This is a genomic window from Iodobacter violaceini (assembly GCF_011601265.1).
Lineage (GTDB): Bacteria > Pseudomonadota > Gammaproteobacteria > Burkholderiales > Chitinibacteraceae > Iodobacter > Iodobacter violaceini.
Genome location: NZ_JAAOLX010000006.1, coordinates 211,868 through 238,433 on the forward strand (window position 1 = coordinate 211,868; position 26,566 = coordinate 238,433).

The window sequence follows — 26,566 nt, forward strand, 5'->3', positions numbered from 1 at the left end:
TCCCCTTGCATAAGTATATTTGGGTATTTATTCCTTAATCAAATAAATAAAGGAATGATCAACCCAACTTTTTGCTATATGAGCAATAAAATTGTTTGATGTATTAAATGTATGGCATAAGTTTTATTATCACGGCCAATAGAATGAAGGCTGTGCATTTCATAATAAAGACAGCCCCTGCCCTTCACAGCAAAACACTTGATCAGCACATAAACATACCGTACGATTGGTTTGTTTTTATGCCAGAGTGCTGCAATGCCAATCACTAAACAACAACTTATCGATCAAGCCACTGCCTTATTCAGAATGAAAGGCTACGCGGCGACCAGTATCGGGGAAATAGTGCAGGCTTGCGGCATTACCAAGGGCAGCCTTTACCATCACTTTGCCAGCAAAGAAGCACTGGGGCTGGCTGCGCTGGAGCAATTAGAAGCCTATTTTGACGAGCATATTTTCTCTCAAATACACGCTTCTCAGCCCGCTGCTGGCCTGGCAGCGTTTAATCTGGCAGTAGAAGAATTTTTCTGGCAGCACCCCGATGGCTGTCTGCTGGCCAGCTTAAGCCTGGAAACAAGCGCAGCAAGCGGGCCATTCCAACAGGCTATTTCACATTTTTTTAATAAATGGCAAGGCTGCTACTACCAGGCATTTATCGCCGCTCATCCTGCCGACAAAGCCAAAATACTCAGTATTGATGCCCTCGCCATCGTCCAGGGCTGCATTCTGATGTACCGGATCAATGGCAATATCGAGCCCTTACAGCGCCAGCTGCAAGCATTACTCCGGCACTGCGATTAAAGATTCACCATACCCAGACTGATCATTTTTTATACAAAAACATACCAACCGTTCAGTATAAAATAAAGGAAAACTTAATGGATACTCACACTTTAAAGCATGCCTTACTCGCGGGAACAGGCGGGTTTATTGCGATTTTACTGCTGGCAGGCGTCAGCGAATTTGGAACAGCAGCACTGATTATGGCGCCATTTGGTGCAAGCTGTGTTTTGCTGTTTGCTCTGCCCGAAGCGGCCCTATCTCAGCCACGAAATGTAATCGGCGGGCATTTGCTTACCGCCAGTGTGGGGCTGGCGTTTTATTCACTGGCCCCGAATACAGCGCTGTTTGCCGCACTGGCGGTGGGGCTTGCCATAAGCCTGATGGTACTGACTAAAACAACTCATCCACCAGCCGGAGCAAACCCGCTGCTGTTTTTTCTGGCAGCCAAGCCGCTGGGGGCCTGGTTTTTACTCACCCCTGTGGCAAGCGGAGCTATTTTGCTGGTGCTGCTTGCCACCCTTTACCACCGTGCCACAGGTAAATTCAGCTATCCGGTAAAGCGTTAAGCTGCAATCACCATATCGATATGCGGGATATTGTCTTCTAAATATTCCTGACCCACCGGCACAAAGCCAAAATTGCCGTAAAAACCCTGCAAATGGGATTGCGCTCCAATACGATGCCCCTGGCCCGGATAAAGCTGACTTGCATAGCGCAAACCTTCTGCTACCAGCTTTGATCCGGTTCCGCCACGGCGTGCATCCGGGTGAGTAATCACCCGCCCAATCGAGGGCTCTGCATATTTAAGACCGGGCGGGACCAGACGCAGGCTGGCAAGCACCTGGCCGTTTGGATCAAAGCCTAATAAATGCTGCGAAACCGCATCGTATTGATCCATATCCGGATAAACACAGTTTTGCTCAATAATAAAAACATCCTGACGTAACTTTAAATGAGCATACAAAGTCAGCGCATCAAATTCCGCCAAAGCAAACCAACGCCATTGCAATTCCATAATCTGTATCCTAAGAAAAAGGCTGCCAAAGCAGCCTTTTTGATGAAGTGGCGTAACGGCACAGGAGTGCTAAAAACAAAACGGCGATCCACGAAATACACACAAAACATAAAAAAACCGATTGTTTGTCTTGGTTTTCTCCGTGTAAATCTGTGTCCTCTGTGGTTCAAGATTTGGGCTTTGTGCACACACCTGCTTTATTTGGAAATCACTATATTTTTAGCAGCCCAGCTTTTCACGCCATTTGGCAATTTGCACCAGCACCTGGAACGGCGCAGTGCCACCCACATGGTTACGGGCATTCAGAGAGCCTTCCAGCGTCAGCACTTCAAAAATATCGTCTTCAATCAGCGGAGAGAAACTTTGCAATTCAACCAGTTGCAAATCGCCAAGGTCTTTATGCTTTTGCTCGGCATAGCGCACAGCTAAAGCAACCGCCTCATGTGCATCGCGGAACGGAATGCCACGCTTCACCAGATAATCGGCAAGATCAGTTGCAGTAGAAAAGCCCTGTTTCACCGCACGCACCATGGCATCAGGTTTTACAGTAATACCACGCATCATATCGGCATAAATACGCAGGGTATCTGTGAGTGTGTCTACCGTATCAAACAGCGGCTCTTTATCTTCCTGATTGTCTTTATTGTAAGCCAGTGGCTGGCCTTTCATTAAAGTGAGTAAGGAAATCAGGCTGCCATTCACACGGCCAGTTTTACCACGCACCAGCTCAGGCACATCCGGATTTTTCTTTTGCGGCATGATAGAGCTGCCGGTACAAAAGCGATCAGCAATATCAATAAAGCCGTAACGCGGGCTCATCCAGAGGATCAGCTCTTCGGATAAGCGCGACAAATGCGTCATCACCAGCGCTGCGGCGGCCGTAAATTCAATTGCAAAATCACGGTCTGAAACCGCATCGAGCGAGTTCTGACAGACATCATCAAAACCCAGCAATTTTGCGGTGTATTCCCTGTCAATAGGGTACGTTGTACCGGCCAGCGCTGCCGAGCCCAGTGGTAAGCGATTCACACGTTTACGTGCATCAATCAAACGCTCAGCATCGCGGCCCAGCATTTCTACATAAGCCATCATATGGTGGCCGAAGGTTACAGGCTGAGCCACTTGCAAATGAGTAAAGCCAGGCATCACGGTAGAGGCATTTTTTTCTGCAAGATCAATCAGGGAAACCTGCAGCTCGTGCACAAGGCCAACCAGCAAATCAATTGCGCCGCGCAGATACAGGCGGATATCGGTGGCTACCTGATCATTACGGCTGCGGCCGGTATGCAGGCGCTTACCTGCATCGCCTATCATCTGAGTCAGGCGACGCTCAATATTCATATGCACGTCTTCTAAATCGAGGCTCCATTCAAACGTGCCTTCACGGATTTCGTTCAGGATATCGGCCATGCCACCCTGAATAGATTTCAGGTCTTCAACTGACAATACGCCTACTTTATTCAGCATGGTGGCGTGAGCCAGGGAGCCCTGAATATCTACTTCGGCCATGCGTTTATCAAAATCTACCGAGGCGGTATAACGCTTGACGAGTTCTGTAACCGGCTCGTTAAAACGGCCAGACCACATCTTTTTGCTCTGATCTTGCATGTTTTTTTCCTGATCGAATCTTGATTTAAGCCAAATTATATCTGCCCGCATCAACAATACGTAAAATTTCCGTTGAATAAATATGCCACGGTAATTTGTCTGAAAGAGCTTCCTGTTGCTATTCTGACAAAGAAAAGAACCTATACTGCAGGCAAAGTAGATTATTGCTTATACAGCGATAAGAATACGCTGTAAAAACGCAGAATACCTTATAAAAACCAAGAATGTTGCCTGCTCCAAAAGAGCAAAGGCCCGTATAATCCGCTGCATAAATAAGAATGAAAGCCGATTCATGCAAAAAACATAATCAGTTTCATTTAGTTATGACAAAAAACGAATGCCCGATAATTCAAACAATATTGCAGGCATATCGATCGTTTCATATTCATCTTCGAAACGTATCCTCTGAAGCAAGAATTGTGAAACAGTCAGGCAGACTATGACATAAAAGCAATACCCGCTTTGTGCTTCTGGCCTGCCCCAACTTAAACCGTTATTGAATACAGCAGCGCCACAGAGAGTATGCAATGTCCAGAGACATGAAAAAAACACCTCGCAGCAGTACCAGCAACTCCTCAAAAAGTGGTGGCGGAGGATCTCTGCTGACAGGATTGCTGATTGGTTTATTTGGCGGTGTCGCTGTCGCCGTTGCTGTTGCGGTATTTTTAAACCGCAGTGGAAATCCTTTTGCAGGCAAAGTAAGTACCACACCTGCTGATGCCATTTCTTCAGCACCTGTTGGCCAGCCGCCACAAACACCGGAAGTCTTATCACCCGGCGGCAAAAATGATGTGATTATTGTCACACCCACACCAACCGCCTCCGCAGTTAAGAATGAGAATGGCGAGCGCTTTGATTTTTATAAAATGCTGCCGGAACTTGCAGACAAAAAACCTGCCGAAGCAGCTAAGCCTTCCGAGCCTAAAAAGCCTGAAGCCAGCCCGCCGGTAAAAGTAGAAGTACCAAAAGGGGCATATTTACAAATTGGCTCATTCCAAAATGAACAAGATGCAGATAATCTTAAAGCCAAACTCGCCTTACTTGGCATAGAAGCCAGAATTCAAACCAGCGATATTCCTGGTAAAGGAATCTGGCATCGCGTTCGGCTTGGCCCGTTTAATTCCAGCAATGAGCTGGATAATGCCCGCTCACAACTAAAAGCGAATGGCGTAGATAGCGCCGTTGTTAAATAACAAGGTAGGACTTGCGTATGTTAAATACTTGGCTCAAACGATTACTGATTGGCACCACACTCCTGGCAGCAAGCCTTGCCCACGCCGACATCCGTGAAGGCGTTGAATACAAAAAAATGACGAAGCCACAAGCGGTTGCCGTTGCTGGCAAAAGCGAAGTAATCGAGTTCTTCTGGTATGGCTGCCCGCACTGCTTTACCGTGGCCCCTTATGTAGAAGACTGGGCGAGTAAATTACCATCCAATGTTAATTTCCGCCGCGTGCACGTTGCATGGCCAGGCCGCAGCGATATGGAAGGCCACGCTAAAATCTTTATCGCCTTGCAGGCAATGGGTCTGGAAGGCAAGCAGCAGCTGGCTGTTATGACCGCCGTGCAAAAAGATCGCATTGAATTACGCAAGGAAGATGTATTGTTTGACTGGATCAAAAAACAAGGCATCGATGCAGAAAAATTCAAAGCCCAGTACAACTCATTCAGCAGCAGCGCCAATATGAATAAACTGGCGCAAATGACACGTGATTACCAGGTAGATGGCGTGCCTATGTTTATCATCAATGGCAAATATGTGACCAGCCCGGCGATGGTTGGCAAAGAAGATGGCACCATTACCCAGGTTATTAATGAGCTTCTGGCCAAAGACAAACCTGCAGCGGCTAAAAAGAAATAAACCAGCCCCCTGCAATAAAAATGCCCCGGATATATTCGGGGCATTTTTTACGCCCTAAATCCTGAAACAACAAGGCATACTCAGAAGCCTGAATGTAAGTACAGTGCCATTCCCCCTACAGGAGCGTTAAACATGCAATGGATTGATCTGCGTAGTGACACCGTTACCCAGCCTACACCTGCCATGCGTACAGCCATGATGAATGCAGCCGTTGGCGATGATGTCTATGGGGATGACAGCAGCGTGAATGAGCTTGAACGCTTTGCTGCCGAAACACTGGGCTTTGAAGCGGCCCTGTTCGTACCTACAGGCACCTTTGGTAATCAACTGGCATTGTTCACCCACTGCGAGCGTGGTGATGAAGTAATCCTGGGCGAAGACAGCCATATTGTCTGGCACGAAGTAGGCGGAGCTGCCGTAATTGCAGGCGTTAATCTGCGCCCTGTTCCCACACATAACGGCGTGCTGGATGCCGCGCAGGTTCGCCGCCGTATCCGGCCGGAAGGCGATATCCACCTGCCGCGCACAAGCTTAATCTGTATGGAAAACGCTCATTCCAGTGGCCGGGTTATCCCGCTTGCCGCCATGCAGGAAGTCTGGGAAACCGCAAAATCTGCAGGGCTGAAAGTTCACCTTGATGGTGCCCGGGTCTTTAACGCCGCCACCCACTTAGGCGTGGATGTAAAACAGATCACCCAATACGCAGACAGCGTGATGTGCTGCTTATCCAAAGGCCTGGCGGCCCCAATCGGCTCTATTCTTGCCGGTGATACTGCATTTATCGCCACTGCACGTAAAAAGCGCAAGCTTCTGGGCGGTGGGTGGCGGCAAGCCGGAGTGCTCGCGGCCCCTGCTATGCTGGCGCTGACAGAAATGACCCAGCGCTTGGGGGACGATCATAAAAACGCACAATACCTGGCCCAGCAACTGGCCAGCCTGCCTGATGTGCACGTTTGCACCGACCAGCTGCAAATCAATATGGTGTTTTTTAAAATCAGCAAAGAGATTGACGAAGCCAGGCTGCTTGCCTGCCTGAACGAGTGCGGCATTAAATCAAATGGCACCGAAGACGGCCAATGGCGTTTTGTTTGCCACTGGCAGATCGGCAAAGAAGAGATTGATAAAGTCATTGCAGCAATGAAAACAGCTCTGGCTGCGGCTTAAGGTTTTAGATTAAGGAGTGGGTACACCACTCCTTAATTTGATTACCTTAACTTATCCACAACCGCCAGCAGCGGCAGCAAAACGCTTGCGCCAAACTGGCGGCTCCGCTCGCCGCTCCAGCCTACTTCTGGCAATGGGCGTTTAGCGGTGTCTTTAAATGGCATTTCAATGGTGTAAGCCAGGCAATCAAAGGCATCGCCTACCCAGTTGGTACCAATGGTCAGTGTTTCCGGGCCAAATTTGCCTTTTTCATAACCAAATTCGCTTTGGAAATCCGGACTTGTTGCCAGCCATGCCGCTTTAAAAGCCTCCTGCAGGCTGGCCTGGTGAGCCGAGAATGAAGCATTGTCATCACAGCCCGCCACAAAATTATGCGGAATCGCTTCGTCGCCATGCACATCCAGGAAGGCGTCAATACCGGTTTGCAGCATCATCTGACGCACCAGGAATACCTCAGGACTGCGCTCCATCGTTGGCGTTGCCCATTCGCGGTTCAGATTGGCACCCGCCGCATTGGTACGCAAATTACCGCGCACGCTGCCATCCGGATTCATATTCGGCACGATATAGAACACGGCTTTTTCCAGCAGCACACGAGCCACAGCGTTTTCCGGATCAAGCAGCGTTTCCAGCAGGCCTTCCACAAACCATTCAGCCATGGTTTCACCCGGATGCTGACGCGCGGTAATCCATATTTTTTTCTTGCCAGGCATTTCCACGCCAACGCGCAGCAAATCCATATCACGGCCATCCAGCGTGCTGCCTAAATGCACCAGCTCGCACAGCGGGCTTGCTTCAACGGCCTCGCCAATCAGGCGCATATGGCGCTCCCACGAGTAAGGCTCGAAATAAGCGTAGAAAACCGATTCGCGCTCCGGGCGGTGATGGATACGCAGCGTTTGCCCATCGTAATCACTGGCCACGCGGAACCAGTTTTCAGTGTCGTAGCTGGCCACGGCATTGTAATCAGGCCAGCCATCGGGATAAGCGCTGCTGGCAGCATTATCAAAATGAATCACACAGTCCTGATCTTTTGCGCCCAGCAAACGGAAATGAAACCACTGGCTGAATGGCGAAGCGTTATCGCTGCGGATCTTTAAATGGATATTCTGGGCGTCAGCAAGGCTGACGACTTCAATAGCGCCAGAATCAAACTGGCTGGAGATTTTTAGCATGATGCAATCCTGAATTAGAAAATATTGAAGCTAAATAAAGATTAACTGCCTGTTACTTCAAACGGATAGACCAGGCCCAGCCCGGCTCTGGCTGCGTCCATCATGGCAATCATGGCCCTGGAGTGAGCATAAGGCATCAGCGGGCTTTCACTTTGGCCTGTGGTCAATAAATGGCAAAAATGGGCGGTTTCATATTGCAGGCCCGAGCCCACTGGTGGCGCTTCCAGCCTGACTTTGCGGCCATCTTTATAAAAAACAGTAGCAGCAGTTGGGTTCCACCATTTCTCATCCAATACCACATGGCCATCCGGCCCAGCCAGCATGGCCTCACCCGATCCTGCTAAATCCAGACCACAGTAAAGCTGGCTGATGCCGCCGCTGTGCTGGCTGTTAATGCTGGCAAAAGTATCCACACCGCCATTCAGCCGCCCCAAGGCCTGCACATTCTGCACGCCGCCCAGCCAATCCACCGCTAGAAACGCACCATAAATGCCGATATCCAGGAGGCCACCACCCGCCGTTTCTGGCTTGAGCACGGCATGATCCGGTGCCACATTCGGGTTGGCAAAGCCGCAGCGCACAAAAGCCACCTGGCCAATCGGATCTGTGGATAAGTGCTCACGCAGCGCCTGATACAGTGGATAAAATCCCGGCTTCATCGCCTCCATAAACAACTGGCCAGTCTGTGCCGCCACATCCAGCACGCGTTCCAGCTCGGCAAGGCTGGTGGCCGCAGGCTTTTCACACAGTACCGCCTTGCCCGCTTTCATCGCTGCAATGCTGTACTCAACATGGCTGGTATGGGGCGTGGCGATATACACCGCATCAATATCGCTGGCGAGCAAATCATCCACACTCTGATACACCACCCCGCCATACTGCTCCGCAAAAGCGCTGGCCTTAGCCTGATTACGATTCCACACAGCAGCAAGCCGGGCCTCGCCGGCAATAACAGCCAGGCCCTGAGCAAAGCGATGGGCGATATGGCCCGTGCCGATAATCCCAAAACGAATAGTCATTGAGCGCCTTTTAATCAAGATAGAACCCTAAACCTGCAAACACAGTGAATTGGGGAGAACACAGAGCACACTGAGAAAAAACGTAATAACTACACTTTTTGCACAGGGCTTTTACCCTCCCCTGAAAACACGCCGAGCGAGGAACAAGCGGGGCGGGGTAGTCGTCAATTCGTGTTTGAGCGAAGCGAGTTGAATTGACGCCGCCTCGATTGTCCACAGCGAGGAGCTTTCGTGTTTTAGGGGTCGCCTTCTTTGGCTTCGTTTCTTGGCGAAGCAAGAAAGGAAGGTCCAGCGGGACGCCCGCACCTAAATCAACGTGCCGCAGGCACTAAAAAGATCTTTTTGACTTTGGTTGACAAGCACGGGATCAAGCCGCGTACTTGTCAACATTGCCCGCGCGGGTTGCACCCGCCCTACGAATAACGCTTCACTTATATTGAAAGTGATTGTGTGCTTACAGCCCCCGGTGTTTAAAGTGCTTTAAGATTTAAACTTTATTAAACCGCACCAAAGCCAGGCTGCCGAGCAAATTAGGCAGGAACTCTACTTTTTCACCCTGATTCAATACCAGTTGATGATCGATTTTTAAGCCTGATTTATGCAATAACTTAGCAAAATCATTCACGGTACAAAAATGGATATTGGGGGTGTTATACCATTCAAATGGAATCGTTTCCGACACCGGCATTCTGCCCATGAGGATTTGCCAGCGGTTTTCCCAGAAGCCAAAGTTAGGAAAGGTCACAATCCCGGTTTTACCCACTCTGACCATTTCCTGCAAAATACCTTCGATATTGTGCATGGCCTGAATCGTGAGGGAAAGCACCACATAATCAAAGGAATGGTCTTCAAAAGTGGATAAACCACTTTCCATATCGCTTTGAATCACATTCACGCCATTGGCCACGCAAGCCACTACGCCATTGACATCAATTTCCACGCCGTAGCCACTGACTTCTTTTTTGGCCGCCAGCCAGGCCAGCAATTCACCGTCACCACACCCTAAATCCAATACTCTGGATTGAGGGGGAATCCAGTCGGCAATATATTGCAAATCAGGACGTAAATTTTCTACTTGGCTCATTGGGCAATCTCCTTCGCAATCCGCTGCATATAGTTGCGCATAATGGCGTGATAAGGAGCGTCTTCCATTAAGAATGCATCATGGCCGTGTTCTGATTCAATTTCTGCATAAGAAACCTGGCGCTTAGCTGCGAGTAATGCTTTTACAATTTCTTTAGAACGGGCAGGAGAAAAGCGCCAGTCAGTAGTAAATGAAACCACCAGAAATTTCGCTTGGGCCTCACTTAAAGCCGCCACTAAATCATTATTGTAATGACGGGCCGGATCAAAATAATCCAGCGCTTTGGTCATTAGCAAATAAGTATTGGCATCAAAGACTTCGGCAAATTTATCCCCCTGATAGCGCAGATAGGATTCAATTTCGAATTCCACTTCAAAACCGTATTTATATTCGCCCGAACGCAACAGGCGGCCAAATTTCTCGCCCATACCATCGTCGCTTAAATAAGTAATATGCCCCAGCATGCGTGCCAAGCGCAGGCCACGGCGCGGCAGGGTATTGTGCTGATAATAATCACCGCCATGGAAATCCGGATCGGTCAGAATTGCCTGGCGGGCCACATCATTAAAAGCAATATTTTGTGCAGTTAATTTAGGTGCAGAGGCAATCACCAGGCAATGGCGAATGCGCTCCGGATGGGTAATCGACCAGCGCAATGCCTGCATCCCGCCCAAACTTCCGCCAATAACCGCTGCAAATTGGGCAATGCCTAAGCGATCGGCTAAGCGTTTTTGCGTTTCTACCCAATCCCTCACCAATACCAGCGGGAAAGTCGAACCATAGGGCTGGCCCGTAGCAGGATTAATTGAAGAAGGACCGGTTGAGCCATGGCAGCCACCCAGATTATTTAAACCAATTACAAAGAATTTATCTGTGTCGATCGGTTTACCGGGGCCAATCATACTATCCCACCAGCCCGGATTTTTATCATCAACGGTATAGCGGCCCGCTACATGGTGATTACCAGAAAGAGCATGGCAAACCAAAATGGCATTAGAAGCATCGGCATTTAACTTGCCATAGGTTTCATAAACCAACTCGTAATACGGCAGGATAGTGCCGGAAGATAAAGTAATTGGCTCGTCAAAAACCGCTTTTTGAGCGGTGACTAAACCAACGCTGCGAGGTAGCTGCATTGTTTTTCCCAAGTCTAAAAAGCTCAAACTACAAACCCAAACCATAAACCTTGGACTCGGAGCACACGGAGAAAGGCAAAAACGAGTGTAAAAATATATAAACCTCTCTAAAGGTTTTCTCCGTGTACTCTGTGCGCTCCGTGGTTTCAGACTTGGGTTTTAAGCCCTATTTATTCAATTGTGCTAATTGCGCCCGCTCTGCATCCGACCATTTATCTTCAAGACCAATCAGCTGCTCTCTGTCTGCAAAAGGCGGATAGCCTGCTTTCATTGTCAGGCGGATATAGTGGTGGATAAATACATCCAGGCAAACATGCATCGCGCGCATATCGCCCACTTCCTGTTCGCGCTTTTTAGTACGCAGATATAAATCGAAATCTGCGGCCTGAATGCGCTCATCCCACTCGCCAATTTTTGCCAGAGCACTACGGGCAATCATTACCGTATTACCCACAAAGCCTTCTTTAATCTGATGCTTAAACCGTGTTTGCCGATCAAGGCAAAAACCTTCCCAATTACGATACATCAGCTTATGCATCCAGCTCAGTGTGGTGCGATTAAAACCAAATAAACCGAGGATGTTTTTAATTTTTTGCCAGCGGTGCTTCAGCTTTTTAGTCGCCTGGGCATTTTCAATTTGCTCAATTCCGCAAACCGTCGCCACCTCTAAGCCATTCGTTGTCATCGATTCAATCAGCTTCAGGTCCCATTGGGGGGATACGATAATGTCATTATTCAGAAACGCAAGCCAGTCATATTTTGCAATGGCAATACCCTGATTCTGGCTGTGTGGATAAGCATAATTCGCGTGATTGCGAATCACCGTTACACCCACCGAATCAAAAAACTCCGCACTGCCATCAGATGAGCCATTATCAATAATAATCAGCTCAAAGGGGTGATGGGTATAACGCTGCAGGTTTTCCCAGAATAATTGATTCACCGCTAATTGATTATGGATGGCCGTAATAATGCTGATCATAAAGAAACCTTACGCTGAAAACTGGAACCCGCCAACAAGGCACAAGCCAATAAAACATAAGCCAGGCCCGTAATATTATCGGTGAAAAAGGAATTGGCTAAGGTTGATACGCCATAAGAGCAAACTAAAACCAAGCCCAGCCAGCGTTCAGCCGAAATGGTATTCCAGGCCTGTTTTGCTGTAGCGAGTAAAACTAAAACCAAAGACAACATCCCCGCCACACCCAGCTCTACACCCAGCCATAAATAATCATTATGCGGGTTAGCAAATGAGCGGCGCACTTCGGAATCGCCGGCATTTTTTAAATAATTCTGCTTATAGCTGCCGGTACCGTGCCCTAAAACCGGTGCTTCTTTAATTAAATCTTTAGCTACTTTATGAAAAAATAATCGTAAACCGACCGAGGTATCAATATCGCCTTTATCGTAGCTTTGTACCTCACTTTGCACCATGTTCATTCCTGTGCGCAATGAGCTTGAGCCTAAATAAAGCAGAGGGCCCATTACAGCAGCAGCAATCAGCGCAATAAAAAAACCACGCCTGCCCTGCCACAACACCACTAATAAGCCTAATAATAAAAGCAGCAATACTTGCGCTGTGCGCCCTTTCACCATAAAGAACACATCAAAAATACACAGGGCAATGGTGATTGCTGCTGGCCAGCGCCATTGCTTGGGCAAACGCCCCGCCATCCAATAAGCGGCAATACCGCAGGCAAAAAAACTCACAAAGGTACTGTGATAGGTATGAGTTCTGAAAACGGAGTAATCACCAATTACACCTTGAATAATAGGCGTACCACTGAGGCCACTGCCAATTGAAAGCACAAGGGTAATGGCTGCGCCTAAGCCAAATCCGGCTAATAAGTACTGGCGGACAGGCGCTAAAGTACACACAGCAAAAAATAAAGGCGCTAATAGATAAGCCCGCATTTTAAGCAACATGCCCAAAGCATCGTTGATTGTTGCGTCGGTCCAGAATACGCCCAATACAAACAGCGAATACATCAAAAGACAGGCCTGAATTAAAGGCTGGCGTAATGCATTGCCAATATGCTGGCGGATTTCGGGCGTAAAAATCGCGAATAAAACCAATACCCCCGCGCTGATATTTTGCATGGCGGTGGAAACGGGAATAGCAAAGCCCGCAAGGAAGGCAAACCAAAGCAGAGGCTGCCGGGCGATATTTAAATTCATACCACCACCAGTTGGTAATGTTTTTTAGTTAAATCGCGGCCCAGTAGTTTTTCTACTTTCATTTGCCAGCGATGACGTTTTTCGCGTTTGGATAATCGATATTGCGGATCGGCCGTAAAGACTAATTCGGCATAATCCTGAAACCATGGCAGCACAATAGCCGGATGCTTGCCTTTAAAGGGCTGCAAAATACTGGCATCAATCTGGCTGTAATCATGCGCCTTTGGGGTGTGATTCCAATAGCGGGAAACCTGGCGAATTTTTTCATTCATTTTTTCGCTGGATCGCACATGGCCATAATGATAAATCGGACAGCCCACTAAAGCGGCATTCGGATAGCGGCCCCGCTTATTCTGATGCATTACTACCCAGAACAGGCCATCCGGTGCCCAGCTGCGAATCGTGTTACGAATAATTCTTGGTGCGCGGCGATACCATGCGGGGCTTTTTGCCACTAAATCCGGGCAGCCATAAAAATGGTGATAATCAAATACCAGCGCTTCAACTTCAGGATTGGCTAAATGCTTTTCCATTGCGGCGCGAATCAGTGGCGCATCTTCTTCATGAATGACTTCATCGCCTTCCAGATAAAACGCCCAATCACCGCTGCAATTAAACTGAGCAATCATTTTTTGCTGAGCATAGACATAGCCACGGTCTTTCATATCTTCATTCCAGGTGGTTTCAATCACCCGAATTCGTGCATCGCCGATGGAGCGAACCCGCTCCAGAGTATCGTCATCACTTTTACCCACCGCCACGACCACTTCATCGCAAACGCTAAGTAAGCTTTTTAAACTTTCAATATAGGGATAGCCCAGCAGAGTGCCATTGCGCAGGAAGGTAAAGCCACTAACTTTCATAGGGGATCCATAAAATGTGAGGATCTATTAAACACAATGAGATAAGTCATTACGCAAAAGTTTTCCAGCAGAAACGCCTTTGATGCCTGTATGTGAAATACGGCAATCACAGCGGGGAAGTTTTGCCTAAGTACTAAATTGTTAATAGAGCCTTGCGGGCAACAAGCCAATCGGGAGATTATAGCAGCCTCAATACAGCCTTATACGCCTGCAAATCATGTTAAAAATAAGTGGTCTGATTATTACGTTTAATGAAACGCACAATATCGTTGAATGCCTGCGCTCCATGAAACAGGTTTGCGATGATATTGTGGTAGTTGATTCTTGCAGTAGTGATAACACCGTGGAATTAGCGAGACAAGAAGGTGCAACGGTGATTTCGCAGCCCTTCCTGGGCGATGGCCCGCAACGCAGCGTGGGTTTGCCGCACTGCCGCCACGATTGGGTACTGAATTTAGACGCCGATGAGCGTTTAGAAGACGATTTAGTGGCTTATTTAAAAAATACCGATTTAAGCCAGCAAAATGTCAGCGCCATTGAAACGCGCCGCCGCAATTATATCGGCAATCAAACCACCCGCTTTGCCGGGCAATATCCGGATTATGTGCGGCGCATTTTTAATAAAACACAGGTGGATTTTTCACCTGTTGCTGCGCACACCAAAATTCAAAGCAATTCTTTAAAACAAATACCCGCGCATATTACCCATTATTCTTATAAAGATTATCCCGATATCTTCAAGCGAGCCTGCCTCTACGGCACATGGCAGGCACAAACTATCGCAAAAACCAATAAAAAAATCGGCCCATTCACACCAGGCTTTCATTGCCTGTTTTCGTTTTTAAAACATTATGTAATTAAGCTGGGCTTTCTGGCGGGGCACGATGGATTAGCGATCTCATTAGGCAAAGCCATCGCCTCTTACATCAAATACGCCCACGCGATTGAATTACGCCGCAACTAAAAAACCAAATCTTGAACCACAGAACACGGAGAAATACATTCTTTAGTTTTCTCCGTGATGCTCCGTGTCCTTCTAAACTCCGTGGTTCACGGTTTGGGTTTGGAACTCACATCATCGCAGCCAGGATGGCCGCCTCTATCGCCGCCCAATCGGGCACGGTATCGCTGCTGACAATCACTTCAAAGCGGGAATCACGGCGATAGGCCGTGGTGGTGGCTCCTGGCATGCCGTCTACCCAATCGAAGCGATACCAGTCCCGCTCGGTATGGAACACGCCTTTTGCACGGGATAATCCTGCCAAGCCCAAGCTTTGCGGATTAGATAGCGCATCAAATAAATCGGCCAGCTTGCCACTAAAAAAGAGCGTTTCCGGGGCAAAAATCCAGCCACAGCTGTGCGATCCTAAGGCGGAATGGGATTTTTTAATCGGCCAGACCGGCTCTTCTTCCTCCACAGCCACGGGTTTTACGCGTTTACGCAGATTATGGCTATGCGTATTTGGCGTGCTAGTGGCTGGCCAGCGCTCCGGATGCAGATCTAAATCCAGCAAAGCAGGATCGAATACGCCTTGCACGGCTTCTACAATGGCGAGCTTAGGCGGAAACATGGCTTGCGCCATTTTCCACGCTGCACCCATTTGCTCCACATCGGCCAGGTCAGCCTTGCTCAACACAATCACATCGGCCAGTTGCAGCTGATCGCGCCATGTTTCATGGCTGGTATAGCGGCTGTCTTGTAAATGTCGTGCATCCAGCAGGGTAAGCACCGCACGCACATCCAGCGCAGCGGCCAAAAAAGGATCCCGCAGCAAATCGATAATCCCAGCCGGATGGCCCAAGCCGGACGGCTCGATTAGCAGGCGATCCGGGCGCTTACCTTTGAGTAATTTTGTCAGCGTCACGCGCAGCATGGGGCTGGTGGTGCAGCAGATACAGCCGCCGGGCACTTCGGCAACCTGCAAGCCATCTGCCGCCACCGACAGGCTTGCGCCATCAATGCCCACTTCGCCAAACTCATTCACCACCACTGCCCAGTATTCATCCTGCGGCTTGCTGGCCAGCAGCTTCATCATGGCGGTGGTCTTGCCCACGCCTAAAAAACCACTGATTAGATTTACCGGAGTGCGATTCATAGAGCTGAATCTGGTTTCGGTTTATTTGGCCGCTGCACACCCGCATGCAATTGCTGCATCGCCCCGCCCATATCCCCCGCCAGCATTTTAGGCAGTACGTGATGGGCTTTAATAAACACATCCATAATGCCTTCGAATTCTTCTTTACGCGGTGGCTTGAGTACAAAATTAGCCACTTCGGCCTTATTACCCGGATGGCCGATGCCCACACGTAAACGCCAGAAATCAGGCGTACCCAGATGGGCCTGAATATCTTTTAAGCCGTTATGGCCGCCATTGCCGCCCCCCTGTTTGAGCTTGATCTGCCCTGCGGGAATATCCAGCTCGTCATGCACCACCAGGATTTCTGCGGGCAGAATTTTATAAAACTGCGCTAAGGCCACCACAGATAAGCCGCTGCGGTTCATAAACGTTTGCGGCTCCAGCAGCCACACATCGCTGCCATGCAGGCGGGCTTTGGCAGCCAGGCCGTGGAATTTATTATCGTGGCGCAGAGAGGCATTGGCATCTTTAGCTAATTCATCCACCCACCAAAAGCCCGCATTATGGCGGGTTTGCGCGTAGTCGCTGCCGGGATTGCCCAGCCCTACGATCAGTTTAATTTGCGGCATAGTCTTTCTTAAAAACGGGCGAAAAGGGCTATATGATACCCTGGGGCCTGCTGACCTTTGGTTTACAATTTGCACAGAACAATAAAACAATCAGACACAGGTTTGTCTGTGATGCTTTAGCCAGCCGGACTGTTATGCCCCCATTTTTCTGAGTGCGGCCATAGCTGCAGCATTGGGCTCATGACGGATAAGGCGCAAGCTGCCATCAGGGGCCAGATAAATTTTCCCCCATGCAATACGATCTGATTCTATTTCGATACTCCAGCCACCAGACCATGCCCAGCCTGCACTGGCAGAAATCAATTTAAACCGCCCAATCCAGCGGCCAGGTGTTGCCGCTGTCACGTCCCCCTCTGCGGGCACATCCAGGCTGGCCTGCCAGACAATTGTCCCAGCGTGATTCCTTAATACTAATTGCTGGGTATTTTCAGATGAATACTGGCTCAGCGTATAAAATGTCCATGCCCATGGCAAGCCCAGCTCCGCCTGAGCAATAAGCATGCCCTGCGGCGCTTTACGGTCTGCAGATACCTGCACATCCGTAAAATATGGCGCGTAATCCAGGCCATCCTGGCGGACATGAAACGGCGAAATACCCAGCCTTGGAGCCAGCCAATAAATCAACAGGCAAATTGTCAGCAATAGAGCTGCACCGTTCACCTTTGCCTTATGCCGCGGCGGTATCACCGGTAAATTAGCCAGCCAGGCCAGGGGACTCCAGACAAATGACTGAAGGTGATTCTGACTTGAATATAACTCTTCATCTCTCATTGCTTTCCCCATTTATTTCCAACAAAAAAGAATAGCAGATAGCAAGAAATGAAAGACGAAAAAAAACCCGCCGCAGCGGGTTTTTTTTGAGTTTTAAAACTTAAACAGCTTTTGCGCCGTTCAGGTTTACGATACCCAGGTCTTTACCAGAAGCCAGCGATACCAGTTCGATACCATCTGCAAGCTTGATGTCTGACAAGTGAACGGATGTCTTCAGTGCAGACAATTCGCTCAGGTCAACAGTAACAAATTCTGGCAGCTTGGAAGCTACACAACGAACCATTACTTCGTTCAGTACAGTGCTGATTGAACCGCCTTGCATTTTAACGCCCAGGCAAGTGTCACCGTTGATGAAGTGCAATGGCACTTTCAATTCAACAACAGTAGCGTCGTTTACGCGTTGTAAGTCAACGTGCAGAACCAATTGCTTGAATGGGTGGTATTGAACAGCGCGAACCAGAACTTGCTCGGAAGCAGCGCCTTCGATGTTCAGCTTGATCAGAGCAGTGTGGAACGCTTCTTTTTGCAAAGCGTAGTACATGCTGTTGTGGTCAAGAGTTACGGCTACAGGGGCTACATCGCCACCGTAAACGATTGCTGGCAAACGACCGTCACGACGCTGGCGGCGGCTCGCACCCGTACCTTGCGCGTCACGTGCTACTGCATTGATTTCAAAAGTCATGATAAAACTCCGTAAGCACTTTGCTTACCCTCAGGGCAGGCTTGGTGCATTTAAATAAGTGCTGTCCGCGACCAGACAGCACAGCAAGCGGACCGAAGTCCAAAATTTAATCTACAAACAAGGACGAAACGGATTCGTCGTTGTTGATACGGCGCATCGTTTCAGCCAAGAGGCCGGCAATCGATACTACGCGTACACGACCACTATCTTGTGCAGCCTGGCTTACCGGGATAGTGTCAGTCACAACCACTTCATCCAGGTCAGATTGCATAATGCGTTCTACTGCAGCACCCGAGAACACAGCGTGCGTTGCGTAAGCCAATACGCGTTTCGCACCGTGTTGTTTCAGGGCTTGCGCGGCTTTACACAGGGTGTTGGCGGTATCGATCATGTCATCGATAATCACACAGGTACGGTCTTTAACATCACCGATAATGTGCATGACTTCGGCAACGCCAGCCTTAGGGCGGCGTTTATCGATAATCGCCATATCCACACCCAATTGCTTAGCCATGGCACGGGCACGTAATACGCCGCCTACGTCCGGGCTGACAACCATCAGGTTTTCATAGCGCTTTTCGCGGATATCCGACAGCAACACAGGTGTCGAGTAGATGTTATCTACCGGGATATCAAAGAAGCCCTGGATTTGATCTGCGTGTACATCCACAGTCAGAACACGGTCTACCCCGGCCACGGTCAGCATATTTGCGACCACTTTGGCAGAAATAGGCACACGTGCAGAGCGTGGGCGACGATCCTGACGGGAATACCCGAGATAAGGAATCGCTGCAGTAATGCGGCCAGCCGATGCGCGTTTTAGCGAATCAACCATCAGCATGACTTCCATCAGATTGTCGTTGGTAGGTACACAGGTGGACTGAAGAACAAATACATCGCGACCGCGAACGTTCTCCAGGAGCTCAACGGTCACTTCGCCGTCAGAGAATCGACCAACCGTTGCACGGCCGATCGAGATGTCCAGGTGGTTAACTACACTGTCAGCAAGCTTGGGGTTAGCATTGCCGGTAAACACCATGAGGCTATCGTAAGCCATTTCCGTATTCCAGAATGACGAAAAGCGTGTAATTTAAAATTACACGCTTCTCTGAGAATGATTGGCAGGGGAAGAAGGATTCGAACCTTCGCATGTCGGAATCAAAATCCGATGCCTTAACCAACTTGGCGACTCCCCTAATGAAACTGCCTAAAACTCGGCAAATTCATGTAATGGATGCTTACTTAATGACCTGGCAACATATCCGGTCATATTTTTAGGCAGGTCGTATATTACACGGTTTGCTTCGTTGGGTGAAGAAAAACTTGCAAAAACACAACTACCTGAACCAGTCATCCTTGCATTAGCATACTGGCTAAGCCACGTAATGTTTTCGCGTATTTCAGGATGATTCTTACAGGCCACGTATTCCAGATCATTTTGGGTGGTGGCGCTGCTGAGGTGCGGAACTTTAATCGGCGGCGTATTTCTTGTCAAGTCAGGATCTGAAAAAATTTGTGGTGTCGACACATGGACTTGCGGATGTAAAACCACAAAATCTACGTCGGGCGTAGCCACTGGCGTCATGATTTCGCCGATTCCTTCTACGAATGCGGATTCGCCAAAAATAAAAAACGGCACATCCGCACCAAGGCTTAAACCCAGCTCCATCAGCCTGCTGCGCGGCATATTTAATTGCCATAAGCGATTTAGTGCCAGCATTACGGTAGCAGCATCCGAGCTTCCTCCGCCTACCCCGCCCCCCATAGGCAGGCGTTTTTCCACGCGGATATCCACGCCTTTGCTGCAACCGGTCTCTTTTTGCAGCAAGCGCGCAGCACGCACGGTTAAATCACTTTCTGCAGGCACCCCAGGCAAGGGGTTCAGATGCTGGATTGCTCCGTCTTCATTGATGCGCAGGCTAATGGTATCGGCCAGATCAATCAGCTGAAAAACAGATTGCAGCAGGTGATAGCCATCGCTCCGGCGCCCCACAATATGCAAAAAGAGATTGAGCTTGGCGGGGGCAGGAAAATCCTGCCAATCGTGGGAGTTACTCATTAAGGATTCCATTGCCATTCTGTAATCACAACTTTAATTTCTAAATCACTGCGGCTCAGCGTTAATTTGTGCGGCAAACTGGGCTGCCCGCGATAATCGGTGCTTTCAATACGCCAGCCTGATTGTAAGAGCAGACGGCCATTTTCAATCTCACTCTGGCTTGTTACTGCAAGCTCCGGATCAGCCTCACCGCGCAGCCACCAGCGTAATCCTGACACAGGCAAGGGCCAGCCTAAAGCTTCAGCAATTAACTCATCAGCAGAGTGAGCTTTAGTTTCCCGCTGATTTGCATCACGCAAGCTGGCACTGCCAGGACTGAACCGCAGCTCTGCCGCCGTTTGCCCAAGTGGCCCGGATAAAGAAAGCTCACTTTGTTCACCCAGCTGATGCCAGTCGAATTGCGCATAATGCCTTTCATTTGCTACTTTTAAAGCCACCCTGCCACTGGCTGAATAACCAGCACGCGGGGCCTGGGGCACAGAGCTGCAGGCGCTTAATAAAAACAGCAAAACCAGCCATAAACGCATCAGCGGATACCCAGGCGTGAAATCACCTCAAGCAGCGTTTCATTTTTTGCATCCACTAAAAGCGCTTCATCCACGATTTTTTTTGCTTCGGCTTTATCACCGAGCTGCCACAATACTTCTGCCAGATGAGCCGCCACATCCGGCTCGGTTAATTTTGCATAAGCCCGTTGCAGTAAATCTTTTGCCTCCTGCTTTTTACCCTGCTTATAACGCAGCCAGCCCAAGCTATCCAGAATAACCGGGCTGTCTGGCTCAAGCGCAATGGCCTGCTCCAGCAGTTTTTCGGCTTCTGCCAGCTTACTGGTACGCGTCAGCAGGGTATAACCCAAAGCATTCATTCCCTGAGCATTGGCTGGCATCAGCGCCACATACTTACGTAAATCGCTTTCAGCCAGGGCGTAATCACCTTGCATATCCGCCATTAAAGCCCGATCGTAAATTAAATCTGCTGACTGCGGATAAACAGCGATGCCCTTACTTAAAGTATCCACACCCTTTTTGAAATCTTTGGCCTCGCGCCACAGCTGCGCATCCATCTGGATGTGTTCAATTCGCGCCTGCTCAGTGTCTGCCGGCAAGGCCGCGATGGCTTTACGCGCCTCTTCCATTCTGCCTAAGCGGGCATAAACGCGGGGTAAGCGTTTTTTAGCAGAAGACGCAAACTCGCCCCCTACCAGGTTGTACCAGCTCAGTGCTTCATCAAAACGGTAGCGCTCTTCAGAAATCTGGCCAAGGTAATAACGCAAGTTATCCACATTGCGTGGGTTTTGTGTAATAGCCGCGCTTAAATTCCGGTAAGCCGTATCCAAATCGCGCTGCTGCAATGCAATTAAGCCAGTGCCAATTAAAGCGTCTAAATTTGTTGCCTGCAGATTCAGCACTTCCTTGTAAACCTGATTTGCCTCTGGTAAGCGCTGGGCAGCAACCAGCTCGCGTGCCAGCGAGTTGCGCAGCACCAGCGACATCGGATTGTCTTTTACTGATTTTTGCAAAAATGCCACGCTGCTGGCAGGCGATTGATTCGATAAAAGCTGAGCTTTGTACTGAATCACCGCATCCCAATTGGGACGGCTGGCCAGTGCACGATCCAACTCTGCAATTGCATCGTTAAAGCGCTCCTGATTGGCCATCGCTACCGCACGGGCAAAATGCGCCTCTGGCAGCTGCGGATATTTTTGTGTCAGCTCATCCGTCAGCAGCCATGCGGCTTTTCTGTCGCTGGTTTTATCCCACAGCAAATGCATTTGCATAAAGAAAGCAGGGGCTTCCTCAGGTTTTGCAGCGAGTAAAGCCTCAATATGCGGGCGGGCTTCTTCTATCCGGTCGGCGCGAATTAATAAAGTCAGTAATATTTGCCGGGCCCCTGCCGAGTTGGGTGCGGCAGTAATCCATTGCTGAGCGGTTTCCTGAGCAAGCCCCAGCTGCCCTGCCCCTACCGCAACTTCTGTTGCCCGGCGCGCCACACGCGGGTCATGCGTGCGATTAGCAAGGTCGTACCATGTTTGCGCAGAAAGTGCAGTACGGCCACGCTGCAAGGAAATATCCGCGACTAAAAAGCGCAGTAATAAATCATTGGTTAAAGGTAAGCGCGATAAGGATTCCGGAGCAAAACTTTCATCCCTCACAGGCTCAGCATCACCTGCAGCTTCGGCGGGCTCGCTTGCGGCAGTGCCAGACGTTGATGCAACGGGCACAGAGGCGCAGCCGCCCAGGAATAAGCCGCTAATAAGTAAGCAAAGAGCATAGTGTCGGAAAGGGACGGGCATGGCACAATCCAGTAACGTCAGTAATCATTCCATATTAACTCGGATATTTCAGATAGTAATAGCTCGTCTTACGCTTACTTTATTTGAAACGCATAGCAAGCAATAAGCTGATGAATGCACCACACCATGCAAAAACAGAACTAAATCCTTTTAAAACAGATAATTACGTTATTTTTGTACATTATTTCCACGTCAGAACACCCTACAGCCCGATCAGGCTTCAGCCCGCTCACAGGAAAACAAAGTGCCAGAATTACCAGAAGTTGAAACCACACGAAGAGGAATCGCATCGCATATTGAGGGTGCAGAGATCAAAAGTGTGATTATTCGCCAGCCAAGGCTGCGCTGGCCCATTCCTGCCGATCTGGCACAAATGCTGGAAGGCCGGAAAATTCTTAGCCTGAGCCGCCGTGCCAAATACCTTCTTTTTAGCTTTGAGCACGGCACACTGATTATCCATTTAGGCATGTCAGGTAATTTACGCGTATTAACTGAAGCTTTTCCTGCAGAAAAGCATGATCATTTTGATTTGATTTTAAGTAATGGAAAACGGCTGCGCTACCGGGACCCGCGCCGTTTTGGCGCTTGCTTGTGGCAAGCCGCAGAAAACGGGCCGCACCCGCTATTACAAAAGCTGGGGCCGGAGCCATTATCAGAGCAATTTAATACCGACCATCTTCTATCAGCCAACTCTAATCGGAAAATAGCGATTAAACTTGCGATTATGGATAATCATACAGTGGTAGGCGTAGGGAATATCTATGCCTCTGAATCATTATTCAGAGCAAAAATTAATCCAAACCGGGCGGCAAATAGCTTAAATCCTCAAGAATCAGCGCAATTAGTTGCAGCAATCAAAGCAACACTAGGGGATGCAATTATTGCGGGCGGAAGCACACTGCGTGATTATGTGGATAGCGATGGTAAAGCAGGTTATTTTCAGCTGAGTGCATTTGTATATGGCCGGGCAGGTATGCCGTGCCGCATTTGCAACTCTGAAATTAAACAAATACGCCAGGGGCAACGCAGTACATTTTATTGCCCACATTGCCAGCATTAATAATTTAATTAAAAAGAACGACTTACAAAGCCTGCATTTGTGCGGGCATCGCAAATAGAGAGATGGCAATGAGCACCGATTATCTGCATCAAAACGATTTGGCAGTAAATGACCCAAGTGGCAGCGATCGCTTAGTCGGGGATTTCCAGGCGTACAGCACTTGGCGTGCCGAACTCACGCAGGCGATCAGCCAGCTTGCACGCTGGTTAACCGAGCAGGATTTAGAAGATGCACAAAGTAATTTACGTATTTCCCAGCTGATCGAAAAACTGCGTGAAGACAAACTGAATATTGCGTTTGTAGCGGAGTTTTCCCGCGGGAAATCAGAGCTCATCAATGCGATTTTCTTTGCTCATTATGGCAAGCGCATCCTGCCTTCGTCAGCAGGCCGCACCACCATGTGCCCTACCGAGCTGCTTTACGATGCATCACGTGAGCCATCGATTCAGCTATTACCCATTGAAACCCGCGCTCAGAATGTCACCACCAGCGAATACCGCCGCTATCCGGAAGAATGGAAAACCATTCCTCTGGATATCAATGATTCTGACGCCATGTTTGAGTCGTTTCGCCATGTTGGCCTCACACGCCGTGCCCCGGTGGCAGAGGCAGCCAGCTATGGGCTTTATAATGCAGAAGACCCGGATCAGCTGATTGCAGTGGACGCCCAGGGCACTATTGAGATTCCATGCTGGCGCCATGCAGTGATCAACTTCCCGCATCCGCTGCTTAAACAAGGCCTGGTCATTTTAGACACGCCGGGCCTGAATGCGATTGGTACAGAACCTGAGCTGACGCTTAATCTGCTGCCTAATGCACACGCTATTCTGTTTATTCTGGCGGCAGATACGGGTGTAACCCGCTCGGATATTGATATCTGGCGCTCCCACATTGCCAAAGGCGGCAATCGTGGCCGCCTGGCTGTGCTTAATAAAATTGACAGTATGTGGGACGAATTAAAAACCCCGGAGCAAATCGAAGCGGAAATCGAGCACCAGATCAGTACAACGGCCGAGCTGCTGGGCGTGCCTGTTGGCCATGTTTATCCTATTTCGGCACAAAAAGCGCTGGTGGCAAAAGTAAATCAGGACGTCGATTTGCTCGCCCGCTCGCGCCTCACTGCCCTTGAAGAAGCGTTGTCTAACGAGCTGCTTCCTTCCAAGCAGGATATCGTGCGCGACAGCACCATTACCGAAGTAGAAGACATCGTTAAAAGCATGCGCTCAATCCTTAGCGTTCGCCGCAGTGGCGTGCTGGAGCAGCTGAACGAGCTATCCACCTTGCGCGGTAAAAATCAGGATGTGGTCGGGCAAATGATGGACAAAGTCCACGCCGACAAGCGCAAATTTGAACAAGGCTTAGTACGCTTTCAGGCCCTGCGCAGCATTTTTAGCCAGCAAACCAATCAATTATTATCCTTGCTGGGCATTGATGCGCTGAAAAGCAATATTGAAGCCGTACGCAATCAAATGGAACACAGTATGTTTTCCTTTGGTGAAGGCGGCCTGCGCGCCATCATGGATCAGTTTTTTAAAGACGTGAATGGCAACATCAGCCAGTCTGCCGTACAGGTAGCTGAAATCCAGGCCATGATGGCGGCAATGTATAAAAAGTTTAGTGAAGAACACGGCCTTGGCAATGTCACGCCTCCGCCCTTCTCTACTTTGAAATACCATAAAGAAATTTCACGGCTGGAAAAATCCTTCCGCGAGCATTTCAACACCATCAGCACTCTGCTGACCACCAGCAAGGGCAAGCTGTCGCACAAGTTTTTTGAAACCATCGCCAGCCGTGTGCTTTATGTATTTGAAGTAGCCAACCGCGATGTTGAAAACTGGCTGAAAGCGGTGATGGCTCCGATGGAAACACAGGTACGCGAGCATCAGCTGCAATTACGCCGCCGCCTGGAAAGCATCAAGCGCATCCATAAGGCCACCGACACACTGGAAGGCCGTATCGAAGAGCTGGAAGAAATGGACAGGCAGCTCGGCACCCAGCTGGCCGATATGGACGGACGTTTACGCAATATTTATGCCGCGCTAAATGCAGATATTTTTGCGGCAAAAGCAGCGTAAATACGCATAAAGGGTGTCTTCAGGTGAAAAAGCCCGACAGGCAGGATCCATACAACGTTTCCCGCCTTCGTGCTTTATGCCTTCACCCGAACCTTTCAAGCTTCACCGTGTCTTACAGAATCTGTCTATTAACGCCGCCTTTCACAGGCGGCGTTCTCTTTTGGAAGCTGATATGTCTGATATTTTGCTGGAAATCTGTGCCGGATCGGTCACCTCATGCCTCGCTGCCCAGGAAGGCGGAGCACATCGGGTTGAGTTTTGCGACAATCTGCTTGAAGGTGGCACCACGCCATCTTACGGACAAATCGCCGTTGCCAGAGAGCGGCTGTGGATTGGCCTGAATGTCATTATCCGCCCGCGTGGCGGCGATTTTTTATACACAGAACTGGAATACGAAGTCATGCAGCGAGATATTATCGCCTGCAAAAAGCTGGGGGCAGATGGCGTAGTCATCGGCATACTCACAGCTAATGGCTATATCGATGTACCGCGCTGCAAAGCCCTGGTTGAGCTGGCCAGCCCCATGCAAGTCACCTTCCACCGCGCTTTCGATGTGGCGCAAAACCCGCTAAAAGCGCTGGAAGACGTGATTGCCACCGGCTGTAACCGCCTGCTGAGCAGCGGCCAGGCCGCTACGGCCTCAGAGGGCGCGACCATGCTCAAAGCGCTGCAAACCGCCGCTGGTGATCGCTTAATCGTTATGCCCGGTGCAGGCGTGCGCAGTAATAATATTGCTGAATTAGTTGCCGCTACCGGCTGCAAAGAATTCCACACCTCGGCCCGCCTGCCCTTTGCCAGCAAAATGCGCTATTGCAACCCGAATGTACATATGGGCATCCCCGGCCAGGACGAATACGCCTTAGTAGAAACCAATGCCGGGCTGGTAAAAGAAATCATTGCCAGGGCCACCATATAGATATAACGATTAAATCCTTCGTTTAGCAGCCCAACTTCGGTAAATTCGTCAGGTTATAGCATTGGCTTTGCTGCGGCCCACGGCCTTGCAGAGCAAAGCTCACAGAAAATCACCCGCATT

General features: G+C 49.4%; 26 protein-coding genes and 1 tRNA gene. 9 read left to right on the forward strand and 18 right to left on the reverse strand.

The genetic code is table 11. The features are described from left to right. Positions 1–255: 255 nt before the first annotated feature. On the forward strand, positions 256–798 hold the full coding sequence (locus tag HA050_RS13175; protein WP_166826917.1) for a TetR/AcrR family transcriptional regulator: 543 nt from the start codon (positions 256–258) through the stop codon (positions 796–798). Positions 799–875: 77 nt separating this feature from the next. Next, entirely contained in the window at positions 876–1,346 is a 471-nt protein-coding gene (locus HA050_RS13180) for an HPP family protein (protein ID WP_166826920.1), read from the forward strand. On the opposite strand, the gene HA050_RS13185 is transcribed toward HA050_RS13180, so the two are convergent. Together HA050_RS13185 and argH are read right to left on the reverse strand one after the other, a co-directional pair. Continuing rightward, positions 1,343–1,795, reverse strand: coding sequence for a GNAT family N-acetyltransferase (locus HA050_RS13185; protein ID WP_166826923.1), 453 nt, complete (start codon positions 1,793–1,795; stop codon positions 1,343–1,345). The genes HA050_RS13180 and HA050_RS13185 overlap by 4 nt on opposite strands. Positions 1,796–2,014: 219 nt before the next feature. Beyond that, positions 2,015–3,403: an argininosuccinate lyase gene (gene argH / locus HA050_RS13190; protein WP_166826926.1), complete on the reverse strand. Its 1,389-nt coding sequence runs from the start codon at positions 3,401–3,403 to the stop codon at positions 2,015–2,017. 527 nt (positions 3,404–3,930) lie between these two features. On the opposite strand from argH, the gene HA050_RS13195 reads away from it, so the two are divergent. From HA050_RS13195 to ltaE, 3 genes are all read left to right on the forward strand, one after another. Next, the gene (locus HA050_RS13195) at positions 3,931–4,596 is read left to right on the forward strand and encodes an SPOR domain-containing protein (protein ID WP_166826929.1); all 666 of its coding nucleotides are present in this window, start codon (positions 3,931–3,933) and stop codon (positions 4,594–4,596) included. 17 nt (positions 4,597–4,613) lie between these two features. Further along, entirely contained in the window at positions 4,614–5,264 is a 651-nt protein-coding gene (locus HA050_RS13200; protein WP_166826932.1) for a thiol:disulfide interchange protein DsbA/DsbL, read from the forward strand. A gap of 132 nt (positions 5,265–5,396) precedes the next feature. Beyond that, positions 5,397–6,428 carry a low-specificity L-threonine aldolase gene (ltaE, locus tag HA050_RS13205; RefSeq protein WP_166826935.1) on the forward strand — a complete coding sequence of 344 codons (1,032 nt, stop codon included), beginning with the start codon at positions 5,397–5,399 and terminating at the stop codon, positions 6,426–6,428. 41 nt (positions 6,429–6,469) lie between these two features. On the opposite strand, the gene HA050_RS13210 is transcribed toward ltaE, so the two are convergent. The 7 genes from HA050_RS13210 to HA050_RS13240 form a co-directional block, all read right to left on the reverse strand. Then, the gene (locus HA050_RS13210; RefSeq protein WP_166826938.1) at positions 6,470–7,603 is read right to left on the reverse strand and encodes a M14 family metallopeptidase; all 1,134 of its coding nucleotides are present in this window, start codon (positions 7,601–7,603) and stop codon (positions 6,470–6,472) included. 41 nt (positions 7,604–7,644) lie between these two features. Further along, positions 7,645–8,622, reverse strand: coding sequence for a Gfo/Idh/MocA family protein (locus HA050_RS13215; protein WP_166826940.1), 978 nt, complete (start codon positions 8,620–8,622; stop codon positions 7,645–7,647). A 487-nt stretch (positions 8,623–9,109) separates the two neighbouring features. Beyond that, a complete protein-coding gene (gene metW, locus HA050_RS13220; protein WP_166826943.1) occupies positions 9,110–9,706 on the reverse strand; it encodes a methionine biosynthesis protein MetW in 597 nt (198 codons plus the stop codon). Then, a complete protein-coding gene (metX, locus tag HA050_RS13225; protein WP_166826946.1) occupies positions 9,703–10,842 on the reverse strand; it encodes a homoserine O-succinyltransferase MetX in 1,140 nt (379 codons plus the stop codon). The genes metW and metX overlap by 4 nt, the downstream gene beginning before the upstream one ends. A 166-nt stretch (positions 10,843–11,008) precedes the next feature. Then, the gene (locus tag HA050_RS13230; RefSeq protein WP_166826949.1) at positions 11,009–11,824 is read right to left on the reverse strand and encodes a glycosyltransferase family 2 protein; all 816 of its coding nucleotides are present in this window, start codon (positions 11,822–11,824) and stop codon (positions 11,009–11,011) included. Beyond that, a complete protein-coding gene (locus HA050_RS13235; protein WP_166826952.1) occupies positions 11,821–13,020 on the reverse strand; it encodes an O-antigen ligase family protein in 1,200 nt (399 codons plus the stop codon). Before HA050_RS13235 ends, HA050_RS13230 begins: the two co-directional genes overlap by 4 nt. Continuing rightward, complete coding sequence (locus HA050_RS13240) at positions 13,017–13,883, reverse strand: glycosyltransferase family 2 protein (protein ID WP_166826955.1); 867 nt, start codon at positions 13,881–13,883, stop codon at positions 13,017–13,019. The genes HA050_RS13235 and HA050_RS13240 overlap by 4 nt, the downstream gene beginning before the upstream one ends. A 217-nt stretch (positions 13,884–14,100) precedes the next feature. On the opposite strand from HA050_RS13240, the gene HA050_RS13245 reads away from it, so the two are divergent. Next, positions 14,101–14,847 (forward strand): glycosyltransferase family 2 protein, encoded by a 747-nt coding sequence (locus tag HA050_RS13245; protein ID WP_166826958.1) that lies wholly within the window; start codon positions 14,101–14,103, stop codon positions 14,845–14,847. A 106-nt stretch (positions 14,848–14,953) separates the two neighbouring features. Here the strand turns inward: HA050_RS13245 and HA050_RS13250 are convergent, their stop codons facing one another. The 9 genes from HA050_RS13250 to HA050_RS13290 all read right to left on the reverse strand — a co-directional run bounded on the left by HA050_RS13250 (position 14,954) and on the right by HA050_RS13290 (position 22,395). Beyond that, positions 14,954–15,979: a CobW family GTP-binding protein gene (locus tag HA050_RS13250; RefSeq protein ID WP_166826961.1), complete on the reverse strand. Its 1,026-nt coding sequence runs from the start codon at positions 15,977–15,979 to the stop codon at positions 14,954–14,956. Next, positions 15,976–16,590 (reverse strand): aminoacyl-tRNA hydrolase, encoded by a 615-nt coding sequence (pth, locus tag HA050_RS13255; protein WP_166826964.1) that lies wholly within the window; start codon positions 16,588–16,590, stop codon positions 15,976–15,978. Before pth ends, HA050_RS13250 begins: the two co-directional genes overlap by 4 nt. A 132-nt stretch (positions 16,591–16,722) precedes the next feature. Further along, complete coding sequence (locus HA050_RS13260; RefSeq protein ID WP_166826967.1) at positions 16,723–17,361, reverse strand: hypothetical protein; 639 nt, start codon at positions 17,359–17,361, stop codon at positions 16,723–16,725. 100 nt (positions 17,362–17,461) lie between these two features. Beyond that, positions 17,462–18,043 carry a 50S ribosomal protein L25/general stress protein Ctc gene (locus tag HA050_RS13265; protein WP_166826969.1) on the reverse strand — a complete coding sequence of 194 codons (582 nt, stop codon included), beginning with the start codon at positions 18,041–18,043 and terminating at the stop codon, positions 17,462–17,464. Between the two features lie 106 nt (positions 18,044–18,149). Beyond that, positions 18,150–19,100, reverse strand: coding sequence for a ribose-phosphate pyrophosphokinase (locus HA050_RS13270; protein ID WP_099396806.1), 951 nt, complete (start codon positions 19,098–19,100; stop codon positions 18,150–18,152). A gap of 62 nt (positions 19,101–19,162) precedes the next feature. Then, positions 19,163–19,239 (reverse strand) — tRNA-Gln (locus HA050_RS13275). A gap of 11 nt (positions 19,240–19,250) precedes the next feature. Then, entirely contained in the window at positions 19,251–20,102 is an 852-nt protein-coding gene (ispE, locus tag HA050_RS13280) for a 4-(cytidine 5'-diphospho)-2-C-methyl-D-erythritol kinase (protein ID WP_166826972.1), read from the reverse strand. Beyond that, complete coding sequence (lolB, locus tag HA050_RS13285; RefSeq protein ID WP_166826975.1) at positions 20,102–20,629, reverse strand: lipoprotein insertase outer membrane protein LolB; 528 nt, start codon at positions 20,627–20,629, stop codon at positions 20,102–20,104. The genes ispE and lolB overlap by 1 nt, the downstream gene beginning before the upstream one ends. Next, complete coding sequence (locus tag HA050_RS13290; RefSeq protein ID WP_166826978.1) at positions 20,629–22,395, reverse strand: tetratricopeptide repeat protein; 1,767 nt, start codon at positions 22,393–22,395, stop codon at positions 20,629–20,631. The genes lolB and HA050_RS13290 overlap by 1 nt, the downstream gene beginning before the upstream one ends. Before the next feature lie 244 nt (positions 22,396–22,639). Between HA050_RS13290 and mutM the strand changes: the two genes are divergently transcribed. From mutM to HA050_RS13305, 3 genes are all read left to right on the forward strand, one after another. Then, entirely contained in the window at positions 22,640–23,455 is an 816-nt protein-coding gene (mutM, locus tag HA050_RS13295) for a bifunctional DNA-formamidopyrimidine glycosylase/DNA-(apurinic or apyrimidinic site) lyase (protein ID WP_166826981.1), read from the forward strand. Between the two features lie 68 nt (positions 23,456–23,523). After that, a complete protein-coding gene (locus HA050_RS13300; RefSeq protein ID WP_166826984.1) occupies positions 23,524–25,530 on the forward strand; it encodes a dynamin family protein in 2,007 nt (668 codons plus the stop codon). A gap of 172 nt (positions 25,531–25,702) precedes the next feature. Next, a complete protein-coding gene (locus HA050_RS13305; RefSeq protein ID WP_166826986.1) occupies positions 25,703–26,446 on the forward strand; it encodes a copper homeostasis protein CutC in 744 nt (247 codons plus the stop codon). Positions 26,447–26,566: the final 120 nt, after the last annotated feature.

Excerpts from the sequence above, each read along its gene's own strand:
- HA050_RS13175 (WP_166826917.1), top strand. The coding sequence starts at position 256 with ATGCCAATCACTAAACAACAACTTATCGATCAAGCCACTGCCTTATTC.
- HA050_RS13180 (WP_166826920.1), top strand. The coding sequence starts at position 876 with ATGGATACTCACACTTTAAAGCATGCCTTACTCGCGGGAACAGGCGGG.
- HA050_RS13185 (WP_166826923.1), bottom strand. The coding sequence starts at position 1,795 with ATGGAATTGCAATGGCGTTGGTTTGCTTTGGCGGAATTTGATGCGCTG.
- argH (WP_166826926.1), bottom strand. The coding sequence starts at position 3,403 with ATGCAAGATCAGAGCAAAAAGATGTGGTCTGGCCGTTTTAACGAGCCG.
- HA050_RS13195 (WP_166826929.1), top strand. The coding sequence starts at position 3,931 with ATGTCCAGAGACATGAAAAAAACACCTCGCAGCAGTACCAGCAACTCC.
- HA050_RS13200 (WP_166826932.1), top strand. The coding sequence starts at position 4,614 with ATGTTAAATACTTGGCTCAAACGATTACTGATTGGCACCACACTCCTG.
- ltaE (WP_166826935.1), top strand. The coding sequence starts at position 5,397 with ATGCAATGGATTGATCTGCGTAGTGACACCGTTACCCAGCCTACACCT.
- HA050_RS13210 (WP_166826938.1), bottom strand. The coding sequence starts at position 7,603 with ATGCTAAAAATCTCCAGCCAGTTTGATTCTGGCGCTATTGAAGTCGTC.
- HA050_RS13215 (WP_166826940.1), bottom strand. The coding sequence starts at position 8,622 with ATGACTATTCGTTTTGGGATTATCGGCACGGGCCATATCGCCCATCGC.
- metW (WP_166826943.1), bottom strand. The coding sequence starts at position 9,706 with ATGAGCCAAGTAGAAAATTTACGTCCTGATTTGCAATATATTGCCGAC.
- metX (WP_166826946.1), bottom strand. The coding sequence starts at position 10,842 with ATGCAGCTACCTCGCAGCGTTGGTTTAGTCACCGCTCAAAAAGCGGTT.
- HA050_RS13230 (WP_166826949.1), bottom strand. The coding sequence starts at position 11,824 with ATGATCAGCATTATTACGGCCATCCATAATCAATTAGCGGTGAATCAA.
- HA050_RS13235 (WP_166826952.1), bottom strand. The coding sequence starts at position 13,020 with ATGAATTTAAATATCGCCCGGCAGCCTCTGCTTTGGTTTGCCTTCCTT.
- HA050_RS13240 (WP_166826955.1), bottom strand. The coding sequence starts at position 13,883 with ATGAAAGTTAGTGGCTTTACCTTCCTGCGCAATGGCACTCTGCTGGGC.
- HA050_RS13245 (WP_166826958.1), top strand. The coding sequence starts at position 14,101 with ATGTTAAAAATAAGTGGTCTGATTATTACGTTTAATGAAACGCACAAT.
- HA050_RS13250 (WP_166826961.1), bottom strand. The coding sequence starts at position 15,979 with ATGAATCGCACTCCGGTAAATCTAATCAGTGGTTTTTTAGGCGTGGGC.
- pth (WP_166826964.1), bottom strand. The coding sequence starts at position 16,590 with ATGCCGCAAATTAAACTGATCGTAGGGCTGGGCAATCCCGGCAGCGAC.
- HA050_RS13260 (WP_166826967.1), bottom strand. The coding sequence starts at position 17,361 with ATGAGAGATGAAGAGTTATATTCAAGTCAGAATCACCTTCAGTCATTT.
- HA050_RS13265 (WP_166826969.1), bottom strand. The coding sequence starts at position 18,043 with ATGACTTTTGAAATCAATGCAGTAGCACGTGACGCGCAAGGTACGGGT.
- HA050_RS13270 (WP_099396806.1), bottom strand. The coding sequence starts at position 19,100 with ATGGCTTACGATAGCCTCATGGTGTTTACCGGCAATGCTAACCCCAAG.
- ispE (WP_166826972.1), bottom strand. The coding sequence starts at position 20,102 with ATGAGTAACTCCCACGATTGGCAGGATTTTCCTGCCCCCGCCAAGCTC.
- lolB (WP_166826975.1), bottom strand. The coding sequence starts at position 20,629 with ATGCGTTTATGGCTGGTTTTGCTGTTTTTATTAAGCGCCTGCAGCTCT.
- HA050_RS13290 (WP_166826978.1), bottom strand. The coding sequence starts at position 22,395 with ATGCCCGTCCCTTTCCGACACTATGCTCTTTGCTTACTTATTAGCGGC.
- HA050_RS13300 (WP_166826984.1), top strand. The coding sequence starts at position 23,524 with ATGAGCACCGATTATCTGCATCAAAACGATTTGGCAGTAAATGACCCA.
- HA050_RS13305 (WP_166826986.1), top strand. The coding sequence starts at position 25,703 with ATGTCTGATATTTTGCTGGAAATCTGTGCCGGATCGGTCACCTCATGC.